Origin of the sequence: Aureibacillus halotolerans (assembly GCF_004363045.1) — a bacterium.
Classification (GTDB): Bacteria; Bacillota; Bacilli; order Bacillales; family DSM-28697; genus Aureibacillus; species Aureibacillus halotolerans.
Genome location: NZ_SNYJ01000012.1, coordinates 80,019 through 98,963, shown reverse-complemented (window position 1 = coordinate 98,963; position 18,945 = coordinate 80,019). Strand labels below are relative to the sequence as shown.

General features: G+C 46.1%; 18 protein-coding genes. 15 read left to right on the top strand and 3 right to left on the bottom strand.

Going from position 1 to position 18,945, the window contains the following annotated elements:
- Positions 1-169: 169 nt before the first annotated feature.
- The 7 genes from EV213_RS14065 (at position 170) to EV213_RS14035 (ending at position 6,512) form a co-directional block, all read left to right on the top strand.
- Positions 170-1,420: an aspartate aminotransferase type Ic gene (locus tag EV213_RS14065; RefSeq protein WP_243740169.1), complete on the top strand. Its 1,251-nt coding sequence runs from the start codon at positions 170-172 to the stop codon at positions 1,418-1,420.
- A 583-nt stretch (positions 1,421-2,003) separates the two neighbouring features.
- Positions 2,004-2,984, top strand: a complete 981-nt coding sequence (locus EV213_RS14060) for a sulfonate ABC transporter substrate-binding protein (protein ID WP_133581185.1) — start codon at positions 2,004-2,006, stop codon at positions 2,982-2,984.
- A 4-nt stretch (positions 2,985-2,988) separates the two neighbouring features.
- A complete protein-coding gene (gene ssuD / locus EV213_RS14055; RefSeq protein ID WP_133581184.1) occupies positions 2,989-4,131 on the top strand; it encodes an FMNH2-dependent alkanesulfonate monooxygenase in 1,143 nt (380 codons plus the stop codon).
- 19 nt (positions 4,132-4,150) lie between these two features.
- Positions 4,151-4,918 (top strand): ABC transporter permease subunit, encoded by a 768-nt coding sequence (locus EV213_RS14050; protein WP_424923059.1) that lies wholly within the window; start codon positions 4,151-4,153, stop codon positions 4,916-4,918.
- A complete protein-coding gene (locus EV213_RS14045) occupies positions 4,891-5,691 on the top strand; it encodes an ABC transporter ATP-binding protein (RefSeq protein ID WP_133581182.1) in 801 nt (266 codons plus the stop codon). The genes EV213_RS14050 and EV213_RS14045 overlap by 28 nt, the downstream gene beginning before the upstream one ends.
- A 227-nt stretch (positions 5,692-5,918) precedes the next feature.
- The gene (locus EV213_RS14040; RefSeq protein ID WP_133581181.1) at positions 5,919-6,116 is read left to right on the top strand and encodes a helix-turn-helix transcriptional regulator; all 198 of its coding nucleotides are present in this window, start codon (positions 5,919-5,921) and stop codon (positions 6,114-6,116) included.
- Between the two features lie 3 nt (positions 6,117-6,119).
- Positions 6,120-6,512 (top strand): hypothetical protein, encoded by a 393-nt coding sequence (locus EV213_RS14035; protein WP_133581180.1) that lies wholly within the window; start codon positions 6,120-6,122, stop codon positions 6,510-6,512.
- Between the two features lie 18 nt (positions 6,513-6,530).
- Here EV213_RS14035 and EV213_RS14030 read toward each other — a convergent pair whose 3' ends face one another.
- Entirely contained in the window at positions 6,531-7,982 is a 1,452-nt protein-coding gene (locus EV213_RS14030) for a M20 family metallopeptidase (RefSeq protein ID WP_133581179.1), read from the bottom strand.
- A 434-nt stretch (positions 7,983-8,416) separates the two neighbouring features.
- Here EV213_RS14030 and EV213_RS14025 point away from each other — a divergent pair, with 434 nt between their 5' ends.
- The 7 genes from EV213_RS14025 to EV213_RS13995 all read left to right on the top strand — a co-directional run bounded on the left by EV213_RS14025 (position 8,417) and on the right by EV213_RS13995 (position 16,388).
- Positions 8,417-9,856 (top strand): circularly permuted type 2 ATP-grasp protein, encoded by a 1,440-nt coding sequence (locus EV213_RS14025; RefSeq protein ID WP_133581178.1) that lies wholly within the window; start codon positions 8,417-8,419, stop codon positions 9,854-9,856.
- Positions 9,857-9,909: 53 nt separating this feature from the next.
- Complete coding sequence (locus EV213_RS14020; protein ID WP_133581177.1) at positions 9,910-10,776, top strand: alpha-E domain-containing protein; 867 nt, start codon at positions 9,910-9,912, stop codon at positions 10,774-10,776.
- 56 nt (positions 10,777-10,832) lie between these two features.
- Positions 10,833-11,699 (top strand): transglutaminase family protein, encoded by an 867-nt coding sequence (locus EV213_RS14015; RefSeq protein WP_133581176.1) that lies wholly within the window; start codon positions 10,833-10,835, stop codon positions 11,697-11,699.
- 283 nt (positions 11,700-11,982) lie between these two features.
- Positions 11,983-13,164, top strand: a complete 1,182-nt coding sequence (locus tag EV213_RS14010) for an S-layer homology domain-containing protein (protein WP_133581175.1) — start codon at positions 11,983-11,985, stop codon at positions 13,162-13,164.
- Between the two features lie 320 nt (positions 13,165-13,484).
- Positions 13,485-14,633 carry a DUF418 domain-containing protein gene (locus EV213_RS14005; RefSeq protein ID WP_133581174.1) on the top strand — a complete coding sequence of 383 codons (1,149 nt, stop codon included), beginning with the start codon at positions 13,485-13,487 and terminating at the stop codon, positions 14,631-14,633.
- 6 nt (positions 14,634-14,639) lie between these two features.
- Positions 14,640-15,746 (top strand): sensor histidine kinase, encoded by a 1,107-nt coding sequence (locus tag EV213_RS14000; RefSeq protein WP_166639320.1) that lies wholly within the window; start codon positions 14,640-14,642, stop codon positions 15,744-15,746.
- Between the two features lie 33 nt (positions 15,747-15,779).
- Entirely contained in the window at positions 15,780-16,388 is a 609-nt protein-coding gene (locus tag EV213_RS13995; RefSeq protein ID WP_133581219.1) for a response regulator transcription factor, read from the top strand.
- Positions 16,389-16,402: 14 nt separating this feature from the next.
- Here EV213_RS13995 and EV213_RS13990 read toward each other — a convergent pair whose 3' ends face one another.
- Together EV213_RS13990 and EV213_RS13985 are read right to left on the bottom strand one after the other, a co-directional pair.
- The gene (locus tag EV213_RS13990) at positions 16,403-17,122 is read right to left on the bottom strand and encodes a class I SAM-dependent methyltransferase (RefSeq protein ID WP_133581172.1); all 720 of its coding nucleotides are present in this window, start codon (positions 17,120-17,122) and stop codon (positions 16,403-16,405) included.
- A 6-nt stretch (positions 17,123-17,128) separates the two neighbouring features.
- A complete protein-coding gene (locus EV213_RS13985; RefSeq protein ID WP_166639319.1) occupies positions 17,129-17,608 on the bottom strand; it encodes a DUF1343 domain-containing protein in 480 nt (159 codons plus the stop codon).
- Between the two features lie 98 nt (positions 17,609-17,706).
- Between EV213_RS13985 and EV213_RS13980 the strand changes: the two genes are divergently transcribed.
- Positions 17,707-18,924 (top strand): S-layer homology domain-containing protein, encoded by a 1,218-nt coding sequence (locus EV213_RS13980; RefSeq protein WP_166639318.1) that lies wholly within the window; start codon positions 17,707-17,709, stop codon positions 18,922-18,924.
- Positions 18,925-18,945: the final 21 nt, after the last annotated feature.

Genomic DNA, 18,945 nt, shown 5'->3' with positions numbered 1-18,945 from the left:
AAGTAAGTAACTTAATTATATAGGGAGTCACCTAAATTTCAAGCAAAATAGTTCCTCCAGTTTTTTGAAATCGAATGCCACCGGTTCACAGAAATGCGAATTGACTTACGCCAAATGAAGTTTACAATAGAAGAAAAGAACAACCCGCTTGGGAAATGGAGGACTTTACTTGGACGCACAATCAGAGAGCAGATTAAAGCAATTGCAGCACACCTATGCCACATACAAGCAAGAAAACTTGAAGCTCGACATGTCACGAGGAAAACCTAGCCCCGAGCAACTCGATTTATCAAACGCGATGCTGGACTACCCTTCTTCAAAAGACGCGATGGTCACAGAAAGTGGCGTGGATATTCGAAATTACGGTGGCCTCGACGGTCTGCCTGAAATGAAAAAATTATTTGCCGATCTCCTTAGTGTCACGACTGACGAAGTGATTGTTGGCGGAAACTCCAGCCTTACCCTCATGCATGACACAATTGCACGCGCGCTTTTGCACGGAGTGAGAGGCAGTAATGCGCCATGGGGCCAGCAAAAGGTGAAATTTATCTGTCCAACGCCAGGATACGACCGTCATTTTTCGATCTGTGAGCATTTTGGCATTGAAATGATTCCTGTGGACATGACAGATGATGGGCCTGATATGGCTGCCGTTGAATCACTTGTTGCAGAGGATGAGACAATTAAAGGCATTTGGTGTGTGCCGAAATACAGCAATCCAACAGGTTCAGTGTTTTCGGACGAGGTGATCGAACGCCTTGCAAAAATGGAAACGAAGGCACCAGACTTTCGCATCCTATGGGATAATGCGTACATTGTCCATTATTTGACTGACCGTCCGGCAACATTTAATAATATTTTTACCGCTTGTGAGGCAAATGGTCATAGCGACCGCATTTTTGCCTTTGTGTCTACATCTAAAATTTCATTTGCGGGGGCCGGCATCGCTGCTTTGGCTGCCAGCAAAGAAAATATAGACGCCATTAAAAAGCATTTGGCTATGCAAACGATTGGGCCAGACAAGATTAACCAAGTGCGACACCTGCACTTTTTTAAAGATGCAGAAGGTGTCGTTCAACATATGCAAAAGCATGCTGACATTCTAAAACCTAAGTTTGACAAAGTTTTTGAAGTATTTGAAGAACAATTAGGCGGCAAAGACCTTGCGACCTGGTCAGCACCAGATGGCGGCTACTTTATCAGTGTCGATACGTTGAACGATTGTGCCAAAGAGGTTGTACGCCTCGCCAAAGAAGCGGGTGTCGTATTAACGAATGCTGGCGCCACGTTCCCTTATGGCAAGGACCCCCTTGACCGAAACATCCGCATTGCCCCGTCCTTCCCAACGGTCGAAGAGCTCGACAAGGCGATGCGCGTCTTTTGCACATGCGTGGAACTTGTCAGCTTGCAAAAGCAATAAGACGTTTCTAGAAAAAGCTGCTCACTTGTGGGCAGCTTTTTCCTTTGGGATGCGACTTTGTTTGGCTCGCTTCGTGACATTTCGGGCTCACTTCTCCTCGATTTCGGCTCGCTTTCCTCCGTTATCGGCTCGCTTTGACCGAATTTCGGCTCGCTTTCCTCATTCGGGCTCGCTTCCCCTCGATTTCGGCTCACTTTCCTCCGTTATCGGCTCACTTTCTGACTTTTTCGGCTCACTTTGACCGAATTTCGGCTCGCTTTCCTCATTTAGGCTCACTTCTCCTCGATTTCGGCTCACTTTCCTCATTTGGGCTCACTTCTCCTCGATTTCGGCTCACTTCCTTCTGATCATAATAACGCCTTGTCTCATAAATTAAACTTTAATAATAAATACGCTATTGACAGGACAAAACCACTGGTGATACTATAAACCTCATAATTCCTATAAAAAAACTAAAAATTAATCACAAGACGGTCTGACCGGAACACCGGAAGCCTCCCTTTTTGTCGTAGCATCGCTATGGGCAAAGAGGGGGGCTTTATTTTTTCCCATCCGAGAAACGTTTTGTCCAAGGAGGAGCAGCATGGTACAGCATAAAAAATCGAAAAAAAGTTTCTTAGGAAGAGCAACCTGCCTTATGTCTCTCGTTCTTCTTCTCCTCATTGCCGGATGTGGTCAAGCCACAAGTGGTGAGGAGGCATTATCTGAAATCCGAATTGGTTTTCAAAAATATGGAACAATTAATATTCTGAAGGCGAAAGGAACGCTGGACGAGCGACTAGAAGAGAAAGGCATTTCCATAGAATGGACAGAATTCCCTGGTGGACCACAGTTATTAGAAGCGGTCAACGTTGGTAGTCTCGATGTGGGTCATACTGGGGAGTCGCCACCAATTTTTGCCCAAGCCGCTGGCACGCCACTTGTTTATCTCGCCCACGAACCTGCAAGCCCGAAAGCAGAGGCGGTGATTGTGCCGAAGGATTCAGAGATTCAGACAGTCGCAGATTTAAAAGGAAAGAATATTGCTCTAAACAAAGGCTCCAATGTGCACTATCTTTTAGTCAAGCTGCTTGAGCGGGAAGGCATCGCCTATGAAGACATTGAGACTAGCTATCTAAAACCAGCCGATGCCCGTGCTGCTTTTGAAAAAGGGAGCGTGGACGCTTGGGTCATTTGGGATCCTTTCTTTGCGGCAGCCCAGGAAGCAACTGGCGCTAGAATCATCGCCGATGGCACAGATTTAGTCAGCAACCATGAGTTTTATATTGCCTCACGTGAATTTGCCGAAAGCCATCCTGACATCGTTGATATCATTCTAGAAGAATCCGACAAAGTCGATCAATGGGCCAAGGAAAACCCAAAAGAAATGGCAGCTTTATTGTCTCCACAACTCGGCATTGATGTTGCCCCGCTAGAGTTGGCGGCAGAACGACGTGAGTACGGTGTGACGCTTATGAGCGACGAGGTCGCGCAAGCACAACAGGACATTGCGGATACGTTTTATGAGTTAGAGATTATTCCTGAGAAGCTTTCCATTGAAGAAACATTACTAAACGAGGAGTGACATCATGAAGATTTTATGGTTTATCCCGACACACGGCGATGGCCGCTACCTTGGAACAACAGATGGTGCACGCCCCGTCGATGCGAAATATATGCGACAAATTGCACAGGCAGTAGACGCTCTTGGCTATGAGGGTGTTCTCCTGCCAACAGGGAGCTCTTGTGAAGATCCTTGGATTGCTGCATCTACGCTTCTCCCGGTCACAGAACGTCTTAAGTTCCTCGTTGCAGTGCGACCTGGTCTTATGTCTCCTACAGTCGCCGCGAGGATGGCCTCAACATTTGACCGTTTATCCGGCGGCCGTTTACTCATCAATGTCGTCGCAGGTGGTGATCCTGTCGAGCTAGCTGGAGATGGTCTGTTCCTCGATCACGACACACGGTATGAGCTAACCAATGAGTTTTTGCACATTTGGCGGAAAGAACTGGCTGGTGAAACCGTGCACTTTGATGGCAAGCATTTGAAGATTGACGGGGGGAAAGTCGTGTATCCTCCATTGCAGGAGCCTCATCCTCCCCTTTGGTTTGGAGGCTCCTCTGATGCTGCGGTTGATGTGGCTGCCAAGCATTCGGAAGTGTACCTTACTTGGGGAGAGCCCCCTCATGCGGTAAAGGAAAAAATCGCTAAAGTTCGTGCAGCTGCATCGAAGGAAGGGCGCACTGTCCGCTTCGGCATGCGGTTGCATATCATTGTTCGTGAAACAGAAGAACAAGCTTGGAAAGATGCTGAAGCATTGATTCGACATGTTGATCAAGCGGCCATTGAGGATGCCCAACGGATTTTTGCTCGTTTTGATTCTGTCGGGCAACAGCGAATGTCGCAGCTAAATCAAACGAGTCGAAACGATCTCGAAATCTATCCGAATTTATGGGCAGGGGTTGGTCTTGTGCGTGGTGGTGCTGGCACAGCGCTAGTCGGCGACCCTGATACCGTCGCAGAGCGAATTAAAGAATACGAAGAACTTGGCATTGAGACACTCATTCTTTCAGGCTATCCACACCTAGAAGAAGCTTACCGTGTGGCAGAGCTGTTATTCCCGAAGCTCAATCTTGATACTCCTTCCATACCTAAGGGACCAAGTTCAATTAGTCCTTTCGGCGAATTGATCGCCAACGTCAAGCCTCCGACATCCAAATCAGGCTCATGAGCAGAAAGGAGGAATGACGTTGACTCGATCAAAAGAAGCACTACTTCCGTGGTTTATCCCTCTCCTTCTGATCATTTTCTGGCAAATCTTTGGCATGCTTGGGCTTATTTCAGAACGTGTGCTGCCGACGCCGATTGCGGTCGTGCAAGCAGGCATTGAGAAACTCGTTTCCGGCGAGCTCCTCTCGGCCGTATCTATTAGCGCCATGCGCGCCTTTGTTGGTTTTGCCATTGGCGGGGGGATCGGTTTTTTGTTTGGTTTGCTTAACGGCGTTTCACCAGCGGCCGAAAAAATGACGGATTCGACGTTTCAAATGGCACGAAACATTCCGCATCTCGCACTCATCCCTCTCGTCATTGCTTGGTTTGGCATTGATGAGGAGGCAAAGATTTTTCTCGTCGCCTTTGGTGTCGCCTTCCCGATTTATTTAAATACACTGCATGGCATCCGTTCGGTCAATCCTGGACTGATTGAGATGGGGAAGATTTATGGATTAAAAAAGCTCGAGCTTTACCGTACGGTCATTTTACCTGGCGCACTACCTTCCATTCTTGTCGGGCTTCGCTTTGCCCTCGGCATCATGTGGCTCACACTCATTGTCGCAGAAACCATCTCAGCGGATTCCGGCATCGGCTACATGGCGATGGACGCGCGCGAATTTTATCAGCTTGACGTTGTAGTCTTCTGTATTCTCGTTTACGCCTTTCTAGGAAAACTGTCCGATTCGATGGCGAAATGGTTAGAAAAGAGGTGGTTGCGATGGCATCCTCACCACGGCACGCGATAAGTAGTGACCGTAATCACGTTGGTGTCACTGTCACGCTTGAACATGTCGAAAAGCGTTTTGGACAGACCACCGTACTGAATAATGTATCCCTGACCATACATCCCGGTGAGTTTGTTGCCGTTGTCGGACGGAGCGGTTGTGGGAAAAGTACGCTGTTGCGCGTTATGTCCGGACTTGAAGCAGTAAGCGATGGCGAATTGACCGTTAACGACGCACCTGTGCTTGGCATACGGCCAGATAGTCGCGTTATGTTTCAGGAAAGTCGACTGCTGCCGTGGAAGAGTGTACTGGACAATGTCAAGCTAAGTCTGCCAAAGCTACCTGCCAAAGAAGCGAGTGAGCAGGCTACGAATGCCTTGGCACAAGTGGGCTTGGCCGATAAAGTGAAGGAATGGCCCGCTCACCTTTCTGGCGGTCAACAACAACGTGTCGCCCTTGCGCGAGCACTCGTCGGCGACCCAAAGCTGTTATTGTTTGATGAACCGCTCGGCGCCCTCGATGCACTCACACGAATTGAAATGCAAAGGCTCGTGGAACGGTTGTGGCAACAGCGGCAATTTACCGCTGTCCTCGTCACACATGATGTGTCTGAAGCAGTGATGCTTGCGGATCGTGTCATCCTAATTGAAGAAGGCAGGATTGCCCTAGACCAAACTATTGCACTCGCACGACCACGAGAACATGATAACGATTTTTCCTACTATGAAAAGTCAATACTACAACGTATTCTGTCGGAAGAACCACGCTCGTCAAAAAACCACTTTCAGATATAACGACGTTACTCTTGAAGGTCAGACGATATCAAGAATAGCAACTACTAAAGTGAGCCGGACTGCTATGGTCCGGCTCTCCCCCTTTTGCCTCACCTCTTCTCCATGAGACACCACCGGTACTTTGTCAATTCCGTTAGTTCATTGAATGACAACTCTTGACGTGAATGAACTCGTAATGTAAAGTGAACTTTACGTATAGTTCACTTTACTTTCAAGCAGGTGAAAAGTTGAAGAATCATATTAAATATTTGCGTGCTAAGCACGATTTCACACAAGATGATTTGGCGAACCGACTGGACGTGTCAAGACAAACAATTATTTCACTTGAGAAAGGACGCTACAATCCTTCCATCACATTGGCCTTTAAACTAGCGCGTCTTTTTCATTGCCAGATTGAAGAGATCTTCGTTTACGAGGAGGACTAACCTATGATCGGAACGAAAAACAGCAAGCAAATACGGGTGGCCTATTTGATTGTAGGTACTGCTTTAATTGGAGTAAGCATTTACATCAATTACCCGGATCTATCCCGTGGTGAGTTCCCAGATGCTTTGATGCAATTAGCTCTGGGAATAAATATGCTTATGCTCGCATACCTTTCACCACATCTATTTCCAAGGGATGAACGTTCAAAAGCAATTATCGGAAAATCAATGATCATCAATCATTTTGTTCTATTTGCCTCCATTGCGTTTCTGTATTTACTAACCGGTCCCCTTGGACCGGTAACGCTCAGTTCAACTCAGGTGCTCGTTGTCCTATTTTGTGTCATGGCGCTAACGATTCCAGGAGCCATGATTGTTTACACAAAACTCATTTAATGATTGACTCTCCTGTCTTTACGAACGTCGAATAGTGGAGGGCTGGATTCCTTTTGGAATGGGGCATTGATACGGCGTATGTGCAAGCTTCTTTTGATGCGCTGCTTTTGCCCTTTCTATGAGTTCTGGCTGTTCGAAGAGGCGAAGGGCTGTACTAGCCATAATGAGTGCAGCCTGCCTCATTCCTTTGTACGCAAGTGGCGCAACCCCTTGTGTGACCATTTGCCATGAATGAAATGGGGTAGCGGCTGTATAACACGTCACCCAACATTGAACGGTTGGCGTCAGCCAGCTCACATCACCCACATCTGTAGAGCCGTACAATCGTGCTTTTTTCCTTGGCGACGTCGGGACAATGTCTGACACTAGCGAACTCGTTTTTAGATCATCCAGCAGATGCAGATGCTCGTCTAAAAGCAGACCTTCAATTTCCTTTAGAAATCCTGCTCTTTCATTTGTGGTTATGGTTTTCTGCATGTCAGCCGCATACGCCTGTTCTTCCTCTGTAAAGGTCACTTGAGGCACTTGTTGAAAGGCTTCGTTCATCACTTCCTCCATGACCTCATTGCGTATAAAATTGCTGCAGCCCTTTTCAAAACGGACGTCGACTGTCGTTTCTGTCATGAGTGCTGCGCCTTCTGCAATTTTCTGAACTCTACGATATAATTCTTCGACTTGATGAAGCTCAGGGGCCCGAATGAGATACAGTACTTCGGCATCTGGCTGTACGACATTTGGTGATGCGCCACCAGCATTGGTTACGGCATAGTGAACTCTAGCTTCATCCACCATATGCTCACGCAAATAGTTTGCGCCAATGTTCATAAGCTCAACGGCATCTAAGGCACTGCGTCCTAAATGAGGGCTACCAGCAGCATGTGACGCCTTGCCTTTAAAATGAAAGGCAACCTGATAATTAGCCAAAGACTCCATTGCCATAACGGCGTTGTAGGTACCCGGATGCCAAGTAATCGCGGCGTCCACGTCATCAAAAACCCCTTCTCTCGCCATAAAGGCCTTTCCGGAGCCTCCTTCTTCCCCAGGACACCCATAATAACGGACTGTTCCTGGAAGCTGATGGCTCTCAAGATAATGACGAACCGCTACCGCCGCAGATAACGCCCCCGTCCCAAGCAAGTGATGCCCACAGCCGTGACCGCTCTCCCCTTCGACAAGGGCTTCCTGGTGAGACACGTTCCCCTTTTGACTTAATGATGACAATGCGTCAAATTCTCCAAGAAACGAAATGACTGGAGCCCCACTCCCATAAGACGCGACGAATGCTGTGGATAGCTCCGCAACACCGTAGTCCACGTGAAAGCCTTCTTGCTCCAACAGCTGACTTAAGAGCTTAGACGATTTCGTTTCTTCAAAACGCAACTCAGCGAATTCCCATATGGTTTTCGCAGCATGTTCAAGCGTCTCCTTCTTTGCATCTACCAGTGTAATCAACTCATGAAGATCTGGCATTTTATTTTCCTCTCTTTTATGTTTTGCAAACAGTATAAACCAGCTTTATCCTTAAGCAAATGAAAATGAATTGCTTTTATCGCCTGCAACGTTAACATTCTGAACAATGGTCGGCAGGTAAATTATTGAAACGATATTGTCGGCATGACACATCGGCAGAAAGGCATTTTGCAAAGCACCGATTAGGAGAATGAGCATTTTTTCATCGCAGAACCTCTCAAAAAGGAGTGCTATGTACAGGACTTTACTAAATAATATGGAATATATCTTTAGAAGTGAGCGTTGTCGTTGGCAAAATTTATTTAAGTACATCTTTCGGACCGATGAATATCAGAAATAAAATCTATATTTATGAAATTTATCCAAATGTTTGAATATTATCCATCGAGGGTAATACGACTATATGAACTTTCTAAAGAAGGGTATGATCGCGGATGGTGGCCATTAATTCCTCAGTATCGTCGACCTACTATGAAGAAATGTTTCAAAAAGACGGGTCTCCTCGGCTTCATTATGAACGATGGTATAATGTGCTCCTCAATTCAAATCAAGACCACATCCGTAAGAAGCAAGAAGCAGCTAGACAGCACTTCCTCAATCATGGCATCACCTTTACCGTCTATCAAGATGACTTAGGTACGGAACGAACGATGCCTTTTGATTTTATACCGTTTATCCTCCCTCCCCAAGAATGGCGCCTTATCCACGCTGGCGTCAAACAGCGCGTACGAGCGTTAAACCATTTCCTTGAAGACATTTACAAACAACAGAATATTGTCAAGGACGGCATTGTGCCCGGTGCCTTTCTCGCTCCTTACATAAAAACCTTTTCTGCCATTAGAGACATTGATATTCCTTTGAACAATCATATTTTTCTTGCTGGTATTGATGTGATTCGTGATGATTCTGGCGAGTATTATGTTCTGGAGGACAATTTACGTAACCCGTCTGGCTTGTCCTATGTGTATCAAAATCGTGCTGTTACGAAAAAAGTGTACGGAGAATTTTTGCGGCAGCAGCCCGTCAAGGACTTAGAAATGCATTTGCATCTCTTGCGTGAGTCGCTTTATGCCCACGCACCAAAACATGCTTCGAACGACCCTTGTGCTGTCCTACTTACACCTGGCGCCTACAATTCTGCGTATTATGACCATGTATTTATCGCACAGCAACTTGGCATAGATTTAGTCGAGAATCAGGATCTGCTTTGCCGTGACGATAAAGTGTATATGAAAACGATCTTCGGGCTTCAACGAGTGGATATTATTTATCGTCGTATCGATGATGATTATCTCGATCCGACTGTGTTTCGTAAGGAGTCGCTTCTCGGTGTTCCTGGTGTTATTGAGGCCTATAAAAAAGGGAATGTAAGCATTCTTAACCCGATCGGTAACGGGGCAGCCGATGATAAAGCGCTCTACGCCTATGTCCCTGAAATGATTCGCTACTATCTAAACGAGGAGCCTCTTTTGAAAAATGTCCCTACGTTTCTCCTCAGTGATGAAGAGCAAAAAGAGATGGTGCTGCAACGATTGGATCGTTACGTTGTTAAGAACGTGGCGGCATCTGGAGGATATGACATGCTCATTGGTCCACATGCGGAGGAGTCTCAATTGAACGCATTCCGCGAAAAAATTCAGCAGTTCCCTGAGCAGTATATTGCCCAACCAACGATGAGCCTGTCACGGTTGCATGCGTATCAAAACGACCGTTTTTACCCGTGTCACGTTGATTTGCGCATTTTTGCTTTTGCGGGAAACGACATCAACATCATTCCTGGTGGCCTTTCTAGAGTCGCCCTTCGCGAAGGGTCGCTCATCGTCAATTCATCCCAAGGTGGCGGTGGGAAAGATACGTGGGTCATCCATGAGTAAAGGTTTGAACACAGACCTCGGATAAAAATCAGTAGTGTAAGGAGTGTAAAGCTATGTTATCGAGAACGGCTGAGCTTTTGTATTGGACTGCACGAAACGTCGAAAGAGCCTCAAACAATGCAAGGGTTCTTGAAGTGAAAATACATGAAGACCCTTCTCTGCAAACATCCGAAAATTGGGAAAGCTATGTGCAGATCTCTACCTCGCCAGAAGAAGCAGAGGCTTTGAAGGTCAATGGGCAATTTGATGAAGAGGCTGTCTACACGTATTTAACCACTTCTATGGAAAACACCAGTTCAATTTTCCAATGCATTCAAATTGCACGCGAAAATACACGGCGCACCCGTGACCTTCTCCCTGGTGATTATTGGCGCATTATTAACGAAGGGTATTTATCAATTCGCTATTCTGACGAAGGCCTTTCTCAACGTACCAACCTGTTAGGAAAGCTACGAGATATTCGCCTTATCGGTTACGCTTCCCAAGGGATTTTGGAGTCCAATTTAGCGCGTACAGAAGCCTATGACCTGATGGCGTTTGGTACGTGGATTGAACGAGCAGAGCATACCTTGAGGATTCTCCATACCATACAGGAACGCAAGGAACGTGGTGCCCTGTCTAATGACGAAGCTTACCAGTTGATTATGGTACTGGCTGGAGCACGAGAAGCATGTTCCCATCAACTGCTGTCGATGTCTAATATGGATGACCTTCTTCAATTCTTGACCTTTGGAGAAAACTATCCGCGCTCTGTGAAGTGTTGCCTAGACAGAGCAAAAGCAGCACTTGATCAATTGGAGCACCAAAAAATCACTGTGTTTACGGGACGATTACGTGGGCACCTTAGACAGTTAGAAACGTCTGTTCAAACTCAGGAGAACACCCATTTTTTTCACCAAAGCGCTATAAAGGTCATGTAGCGCGTTCACCAGCTCTCAGCTCTCGAGAGCACAGTCCCGGCAAAGAGGTGCAATCTATGGAGTATGAAATTATTCATCAAAATCTTTTCTATTATGAAAAACCAGTCGTTCAAAGTTTCAATACCCTCCGCCTTAAACCGCGTGCTGATGAATGCCAACGTCTCATGTCCTATCAAAATGACGTTCATCCTTTGCCTTTGCGTAAAGAGCATGTTGATGTCTGGGGCAATAACATTGAAACAATTTTTATTGCCGAACCTCATAGCGAACTAGCCATTAAATCGACGTCGCTCGTTTCCGTGCAAAGAAGCCCCTTTATTCAAGGCTTAACCTATTCAACGGAGATGAAAGACATCTTTCAATCGGACACGTTCGCTAAACAATATGTTATGTTTCTGGGGAACACCGCCTATACAACGCTGAATGTATCACAGATCCAAGAAGCATTGAGGGAGATTGGTCCTGTTGACGACCCTATCTCCTTCTCGTTACGAACAATGGCTTATCTGCATGAAACGATTGTCTATACGCCCGGATCGACCAACGTTCAAACAACAGCAGCTGAAGCATTCGCTATGCGACAAGGGGTCTGTCAAGACATTACACACGTGATGCTCAGCATCCTTCGTTCACAATCGATTCCTTCTCGTTATGTTAGCGGCTACTTATACGTTGAGGAGAATTCTTCATTTGTTGGCGATGTTGCCAGTCACGCTTGGGTTGAAGTCATGGTTCCAGGAATCGGCTGGGTTGGTCTTGACCCGACAAACAACGTGGAGGTGCTAATGAACCACGTGCGTATTGGCTCAGCTCGTGATTATAGTGACGTCAGTCCAGTCGAAGGCGTGTATCAAGGAGGCAACCAGACGCTGGAAGTGCATGTTCAGGTCATTGCCCTTGATTCGACTGAGCGAGGACAATAAACTTGCTGATTTGCTTCAGACAGTAGCAAAGCCTACAACAAGATGCACACGCGATGAGGATATAGCAAACAGTAAAGCGAGCCTGTCACCACGGCTCGCTTTTCCTACGAATTGATAATCTGCTCCGTTCCAATGCATTTCTTCTATTGTCCTTGCATAAGCTCCTAACCGACCATCACATCGGCAGAGCTACGGACGCGTTCTGAGCATCCTCTCATGACATTGGAGAACTTTTCCTGTACCATAGATGACAGAACATTAAAAAAAAGAGGAGAGTGATGTCATGAAAAGCTTTGTTGCTCCATTTTTGTCGTGCACATTGGTGTTTTCATCCCTTCCAGGCGTCGTCCATGCGAATGAGAGTACACACTGGGCATACGACGCCATCTCAGCAGCCAAGGAGAACAACACCTCCTTTAGGCAGACCGCTGATCACAGCTATGCGCCAGATTCGAAAGTCACGTACAGAGCGTTTCTTTCCATGCTCATTGATGTGTTGGAGCTAGAGGTGGATGAGCCACATGCTGGAAACAGCTGGAATGAATCCTATGTCACCACTGCATTTCAAGAGGGATTGATCGAGCATCCATTAAACAACTCAATCAACCTAGATACGGTCATCACTCGTGAGGAAGTTGCCGTATTGCTTGCGCGTGGATTAAATCTGCCACTCGCTGACAAGGCTACGTCTTTCTCGGATGCAGAGAACACGACACCACTCGTACAGCGGTGGATAACTTCGCTAAGTGAGGAAGGAATTTTGAACGGGTACGCCGATGGTCGGTTCTCCCCAAAAAAAGCGGTCACGCGCGCCGAGGTGGCAACGATCTTGGCGAACATTAGAAGCTGGAAGCAGCAAGATGACTCCCTCACAGTGGTGATGAATAAAATTGAGCAGGCTGAGCGGACGATCCTTCAGTTACTAAACAAAGAAGTTTTAGACGTGCATCCGCCATTTTCAGAGTTAGAAGATGACATACTTCAATATTACACCTTCGATCGCCTAGCGCATTGGAAGCATTTATACGAAGAAAACCCAGGAGTGTTTTTGGAGCCTCCAAGCACATTGCCGTTTAGTTTTGCTCAGCGTATTCCGTGGTCAACAAGTATTGAGAATTTAAATGGGGATAGTAAACAGCATGTTTCCTTTAAAGTAATCGGCACAGAATCAGGGTATGCGAAGCCCGGCATATATACCTATTCACTGGTGCAAGGGAAAATTGATGGCTTCACCTATGAGCCTTACGCTCAACCGTTTACGGATGATGAGATGAAGCGTCTCGTGCTCGATGATCCGCTTCTCGGTAAAGTGCCTGAAGAAGTCAAACTGATTGAAAAGCAAACCAATGACGCTGGTCGTATCATTTTCCACTATGGCCTATACAAGAATGGCAAGCTCGTCAATCAAATTTGGGGCGATTCATCTCATGGCCAATTTGGACAAAAGGAATTTTTCGGGTTGTGAGATTGCTCTTTTTGGCAAACGTGCAAATGGATCAATGATTCATTCGCTAAAAGCAACGTAACACTAGAGCTGCTCAAAAAGTCACTACCAATGACTTTAGAGCAGCTCTGTTTGCTTATGTGAATTGTCATGCACTCCCCTTAAAATGACACATGCGCCTCGACTACCTCCAATGTTCGATACTCTGCCTCCGTTCATATAGGATTTCTCTTCTTCAACTTATGACAGGTGTCACATTACACTGATGACACTTGTGTCTACCGTCTTCTCTTCTTTCATTTTACGATGAAGATACTACTTTTTCAGAGGAGGAGATCACAATGGAAACGACACAAAAACGCTTAGTGTTGCTCGACATCTTAAGAGGCTTTGCCATTCTCGGGACGCTTGCGACAAATATATGGATTTTTGCCTATCTTGGCGATTTGGCATATGGGACAACGTATGAAAGCCCCCCTTGGTGGACCTCCCTAGAGGATTTCCTTCGATTGCTTGTTCTGTTTCTAGTGAGTGGAAAATTTTTAAGTATGCTCGCTATTTTATTTGGTGTTGGTTTAGAGTTAAAATATTCTCAGGCGCGCCGGAACGAGCGCAAGTGGCCTGGTATTTATCTTTGGCTCTCACTGCTGCTCTTTCTTGAGGGCTTCCTGCACTACACGCTCGTCATGGAATATGACATCCTCATGAACTACGCCATCGTTGCGGTCATTGTGGCATTTATTGTGCGCAATGGGGACAAAGCGATCAAGCGCTGTATGTACATTTTCGGAGGGATTCATGCCGCTATAATGCTCGTGCTCACGGCTAGTAGTGTCGGGTTGTTTTTTACGGGTGGCTCCATATCGATCGGTGATATGAGCGGCGTTGTGCAGTTGTATCAAAATGGGAACTGGTTTGAACAAATCCTATACCGACTTGATCAATTTTTGGTGTTACGAATAGAAATCATCTTTGTTTTGCCAATGAACATCTTTTTGTTCCTCCTTGGTGTCAGACTCATGCGTGCAAATGCGTTCGCAAGTGATGAAAATGGGCGGCGCATTCGTCGCAGAATGATGAAGATTGGCTTTCTAGTTGGGGTTCCAACGAGCTTGTTATTGTTTGTTCATGGAGGTTACTTTGATCTTAGCGTGCGTTATTTCTTTAGTCCGTTCTTAGCGCTTGGCTACATGGGGCTTATTGCGTGGATTGCAGATCGGTTTGCCCCTCGATTCATGCAAGGAGTGGCATTGATCGGCAGAATGGCGTTAAGCTGTTATATTGCGCAAAATGTGCTTGCATCGATCCTGTTTTACGGTTGGGGTTTTGGATTAGGTGGGTCGCTGCATGCAGGAGCGGTTATTGGCATATTTATCGGTTTCTGTCTCCTTCAACTACTGTTTGCAACACTTTGGCTAAACTACTTTTCGCTTGGACCAATAGAGTCGGTTCGTCGGAAATTGGGGGAATTGCCTGAAAGAAAGAGGTGAATGTTATTGCCATGGAAGCTGTATCCTAGAGATCAGATGAACCACCTGCTGTTTTTTGATTTGGTGGTTTGTCTCTTTTTGGCTTTTCAGATCTTTTATTACCCCTCTCCCTACCATCCGTTATTGAAGATTGCTTCCTATCTTCTTTTGCTCATTAGCTTTTATACGATGCTTTGGCAGCGTGATTGGCGACTCGTTCTTGGTGGAATTGGTTTTCTTGGGGTTCTTGCTGCTTATAGTATTGGTCCAAATCCTTTCTTTCTCAATTATGCATTCGTTCCAGCAGACCTTTTTGGCCGAACCCGGAAGAAATGGGTCACCGTTTCTGGTATTGTCTTCATCTTGTTAACGCATATGATCGTCTTTCAATTTAATGAAGGCAACCCTTTTGGCTTTATTGATTCATTTCACCTCCCTGTACTCATTCTACAGATGATTTATCCTGTTCTTATTTTTTCAAGACGACAAGCAAAACAATTAAAACGAGAGCTTACGGATGTCACGGAAGAAAACAGGCGTCTAATTCAGGAACAGGAACGTCAGCGAATTGCCCGTGATCTTCACGATACCCTTGGTCAAACGATGACGATCATTAAGATGAAAAGCGAACTATCCACCCGCTATATTGACAAAAATCCAGAAAAGGCAAAAGCAGAGCTGGCTGATGTTATTCAGGCTTCTCGATCAGGTCTAACACAACTCCGGGAGCTTGTCGCTTCAATGACTTACGTGTCTCTGCCAAAAGAATTTGATTCAGGGCAGGAGTTGCTTCATACAGCAGGCATCCAGCTTTACCTCAAGCATCCATTCCCCATAACGCCAAAGCTCCACCCAGTGACGGAAACGATGCTAGCTCTTTCGTTGCGCGAAAGCCTGACGAATGTCATTAAACACAGTCAAGCAACATCTTGTAGAGTCACCATCGTTGATCATTCAGAAGCGATATCGATGACCATAATGGACAACGGACGCGGGCAAACAGAAGCCTCAATGACCTCTGGAACGGGATTGTTGTCCATTAGGGAGAGAATGACCCTTATCTCTGGTACAGTGCATTATGAAACGAAGCCAACAGGGTTTATGCTGCGCGTCACTGTGCCGAAAATGGAATAATGCAAAGCAAGGAGACGAGCGTTTATGGAGACAATAAAACGGATTGTTGTTGCAGAAGATCAGCAGTTGCTGCGAGGAGCACTCACCGCCCTTCTTCAACTTGAAGATGATATGTGTGTCGTAGGGGAAACCGATAACGGCATTGAGGGGCTCGAAATGATTACAGCATTAACACCGGATATTTGTGTTCTTGACATTGAAATGCCTAGAATGTCTGGCCTTGAAGTAGCTGAACAAATTAGGAAAAATAAACTCCCGACGAAGATCATCATTGTGACAACCTTTATGAAACAAGGATATGTTAAAAAAGCCATGGATACGAATGTTGACGGCTATTTACTAAAGGATGAACCCATTGATGTCCTTGTTCAAGCCATTCGTCAGGTCGCGAAAGGCAGTAAATATGTTAGCCAAGACATGACCGCTTCACTTTTCGCACGTGAAGAAAACCCCCTTACATCTCGGGAGCAGGATGTGTTACGCAATGTGAAACTTGGCTATTCCACTACAGATATCGCCAAGCAACTGTATCTGTCGAAAGGGACCGTTCGAAACTATCTCTCCTCTTCCATGCAAAAGCTCGGCACCACTTCTAGACATCAAGCCTGCCTCGTTGCTGAAGAAAAAGGCTGGATGGACTAAAACGAACTGTGACTTTAAAGGCCTTTTTTCACATTCTTCGCCTTCACAATTAAAAAATGAGGTTGATGCAGCAAGCGTTCATAATTGGCGGCATTATACTCAGCAAATGCTTCGATCGGTCGTGGTTCAATGAGGCGATCAAGGCAAAAACAGTCCGTTGTGGCATTGATGATGTCTTGCATCGAGCGGCGGTAAAAGGTGACCTCCACAGTGTCTTTGCCTTTTTTCCAGTTGTCTACGATATACTCCGTCGCAAAGTAATCACCGCTTGGTGAAAGTGTAACGTCCATCATTGGATGATGAACGGAAAACAAAAAAGTGCCACCTGGTGCTAATACGCGCTGTAGCTCTTGAAATACAGTTGACCAATCTTCAATATAATGAAGCGTCAGCGAAGAACTAATGAGATCGAATGAATGGTCGGCAAATGGCAGCGGCTCACTCAAATCCACCTCTAAAACAGTGGCTTTCTCGCCAATCCGTTGCTTCGTCGCCATCACCATGGCCGGAGTGATATCTATCGCCGTCACCTCTGCTCCTCGTTCAAGACACTGCTCGGTATACCAGCCTGCCGCACAGCCTGCATCAAGCACTGATTTGCCGGATAAATCCATGGCAATCTCATTCATCATTGCCGGTCGTTCATACGCGATATTGTAGGCATTTTTCTTGTCCACATCGTTTTGATAAGAACCAGCCAGCTTGTCGAACGCTTGAATCACACGCTCTTTCATGTCCCGTCACCTCGTCGTCACTTTGTCTCCATAGAGTAAATAGGGCGTCACCAATGCTGAAAACTGCTGAAGCGGCAGCTCCCAGCTTTCAATCCAATCATCGATCTGTCCTTCTCTGATTCTCTCTTTGACCGTTCGATCTCCAACGAGCTGATCAAAAAAGGACGATTTGCTTTCATTATCTTCATTAAAGGATAGCTCATCTGGATACAGCTCGGCAACTGCTTCAATGAGCTTCAGCCCTGTTTTTACCGGCTGACATAAAGACCGACTCACCACATGAAGCTGAATCCCCTCACAAAGAATCCCTTCATGCTTTTGAAAGGCCGGCTTAAAAAACACTGGTCTCGCCAGCACACCAGGGAGGTCGATTGCATTCAATCGCGTTGCCAGCTGAACACCATTGATGAATGGCGCTCCGATAAACTCAAAAGGACGTGTAGTGCCACGTCCTTCAGAAAGATTCGTCCCCTCAATGAGACCCACAATAAGGTAAAATTAGATTATTCATCTAAATTATGAAACCTTTCATTCAGCAGCAACGTATGTGTAGACGAGACTTACCATTACGGAGGAGTTTTGTTATGAAGAAAATTGCAACCGCTATCACACTTACAACGATTATGATGACCGTACCTTACACGGCAAATGCGACTACCGCGATTCAAGAAAACCATTGGGCAGCTGACGCGATTGAACATTCTCATGCCAACAATTTATTAACAGACTGGACAATGGAAGCCTATGCACCTAATCGTGAAGTTACGTATGGGGAATTCCTCTCTATGCTTTCTTCAACGTTTTCTTTGTATACGAGCGACACACCAAGACAGTATTTTCCTGACATTCCCCCGAATCACCCTCTAGCGGCTATTGCTGAGGCTGCTGTTCTAAACAAATGGATGAAAGCGACCCCTTCAGAACCTATGGGATTCGATCAACCCATCCAACGAAGTGAAGCCGTCGTTTTGCTTGCACGTTCTTTAGATGTAACATTCCAGCCTGATGCTGCTTCTTTTACCGATATGGACGATGCATCACCTTTGCATAGAGGATGGCTTGGTGGACTAGCAAAGATGACTATACTGCAAGGGTATTCGGATGGCACATTCCAATTGAACCAACCGTTGACGCGTGCGGAGGCTGCTTCAATCATCGACCGCCTCTTAATGTGGCAAAACGAAGAGGTAGAAATCCGACAGCTGTCTCAAGTGATTCGAGCACATGAGCGTGCTGTTATGACCCTACTCTCACAGCTCGACCAAAAAAAACCGCCAGAATTTGAAGTGATTGAGACAGAACTCTCCTCCTACTACACTGCTGACGAAATCGAATTCATGCGACAGCACTATAAGTCCCTCCTCCAGTTCCCGGAAAGCGGGCTGTCGTTTACCTTTGCACACCCGCTTCCTTGGTCGTTAAAGCTTACAGAGGATGCAGAGGGGGGGCGAGTACTGACCTACAAGACGGCAGATCACGCCCCCCCCTACTCATCAGGTGTAAGAAGATACAAGCTTACTTTCGTGGAAGGAAAATGGAAAATTGCTGAGACGTCTTATGCGCCCCTTCAAGAACCATTTACTGCCGATGAGGTGCGCAAACTTGTGCTCGACTCTCCTCTTCTTGGACGACAGCCCGAACGGATCAGTCTCTTTAACACCGAGATCAACAGAGAAGGAGAGAAGATATACGGTTTTGGCATTTATAATGAAGACGGGCTTCTTGATGAAGTGTGGGTCAACTCTGCAAACGGGCGAATTGGGGAAAAGGAAATTTTTAGCTTGGGAGTTGAGAGTCAATAAGGACGCTTGAACTGTGCAATG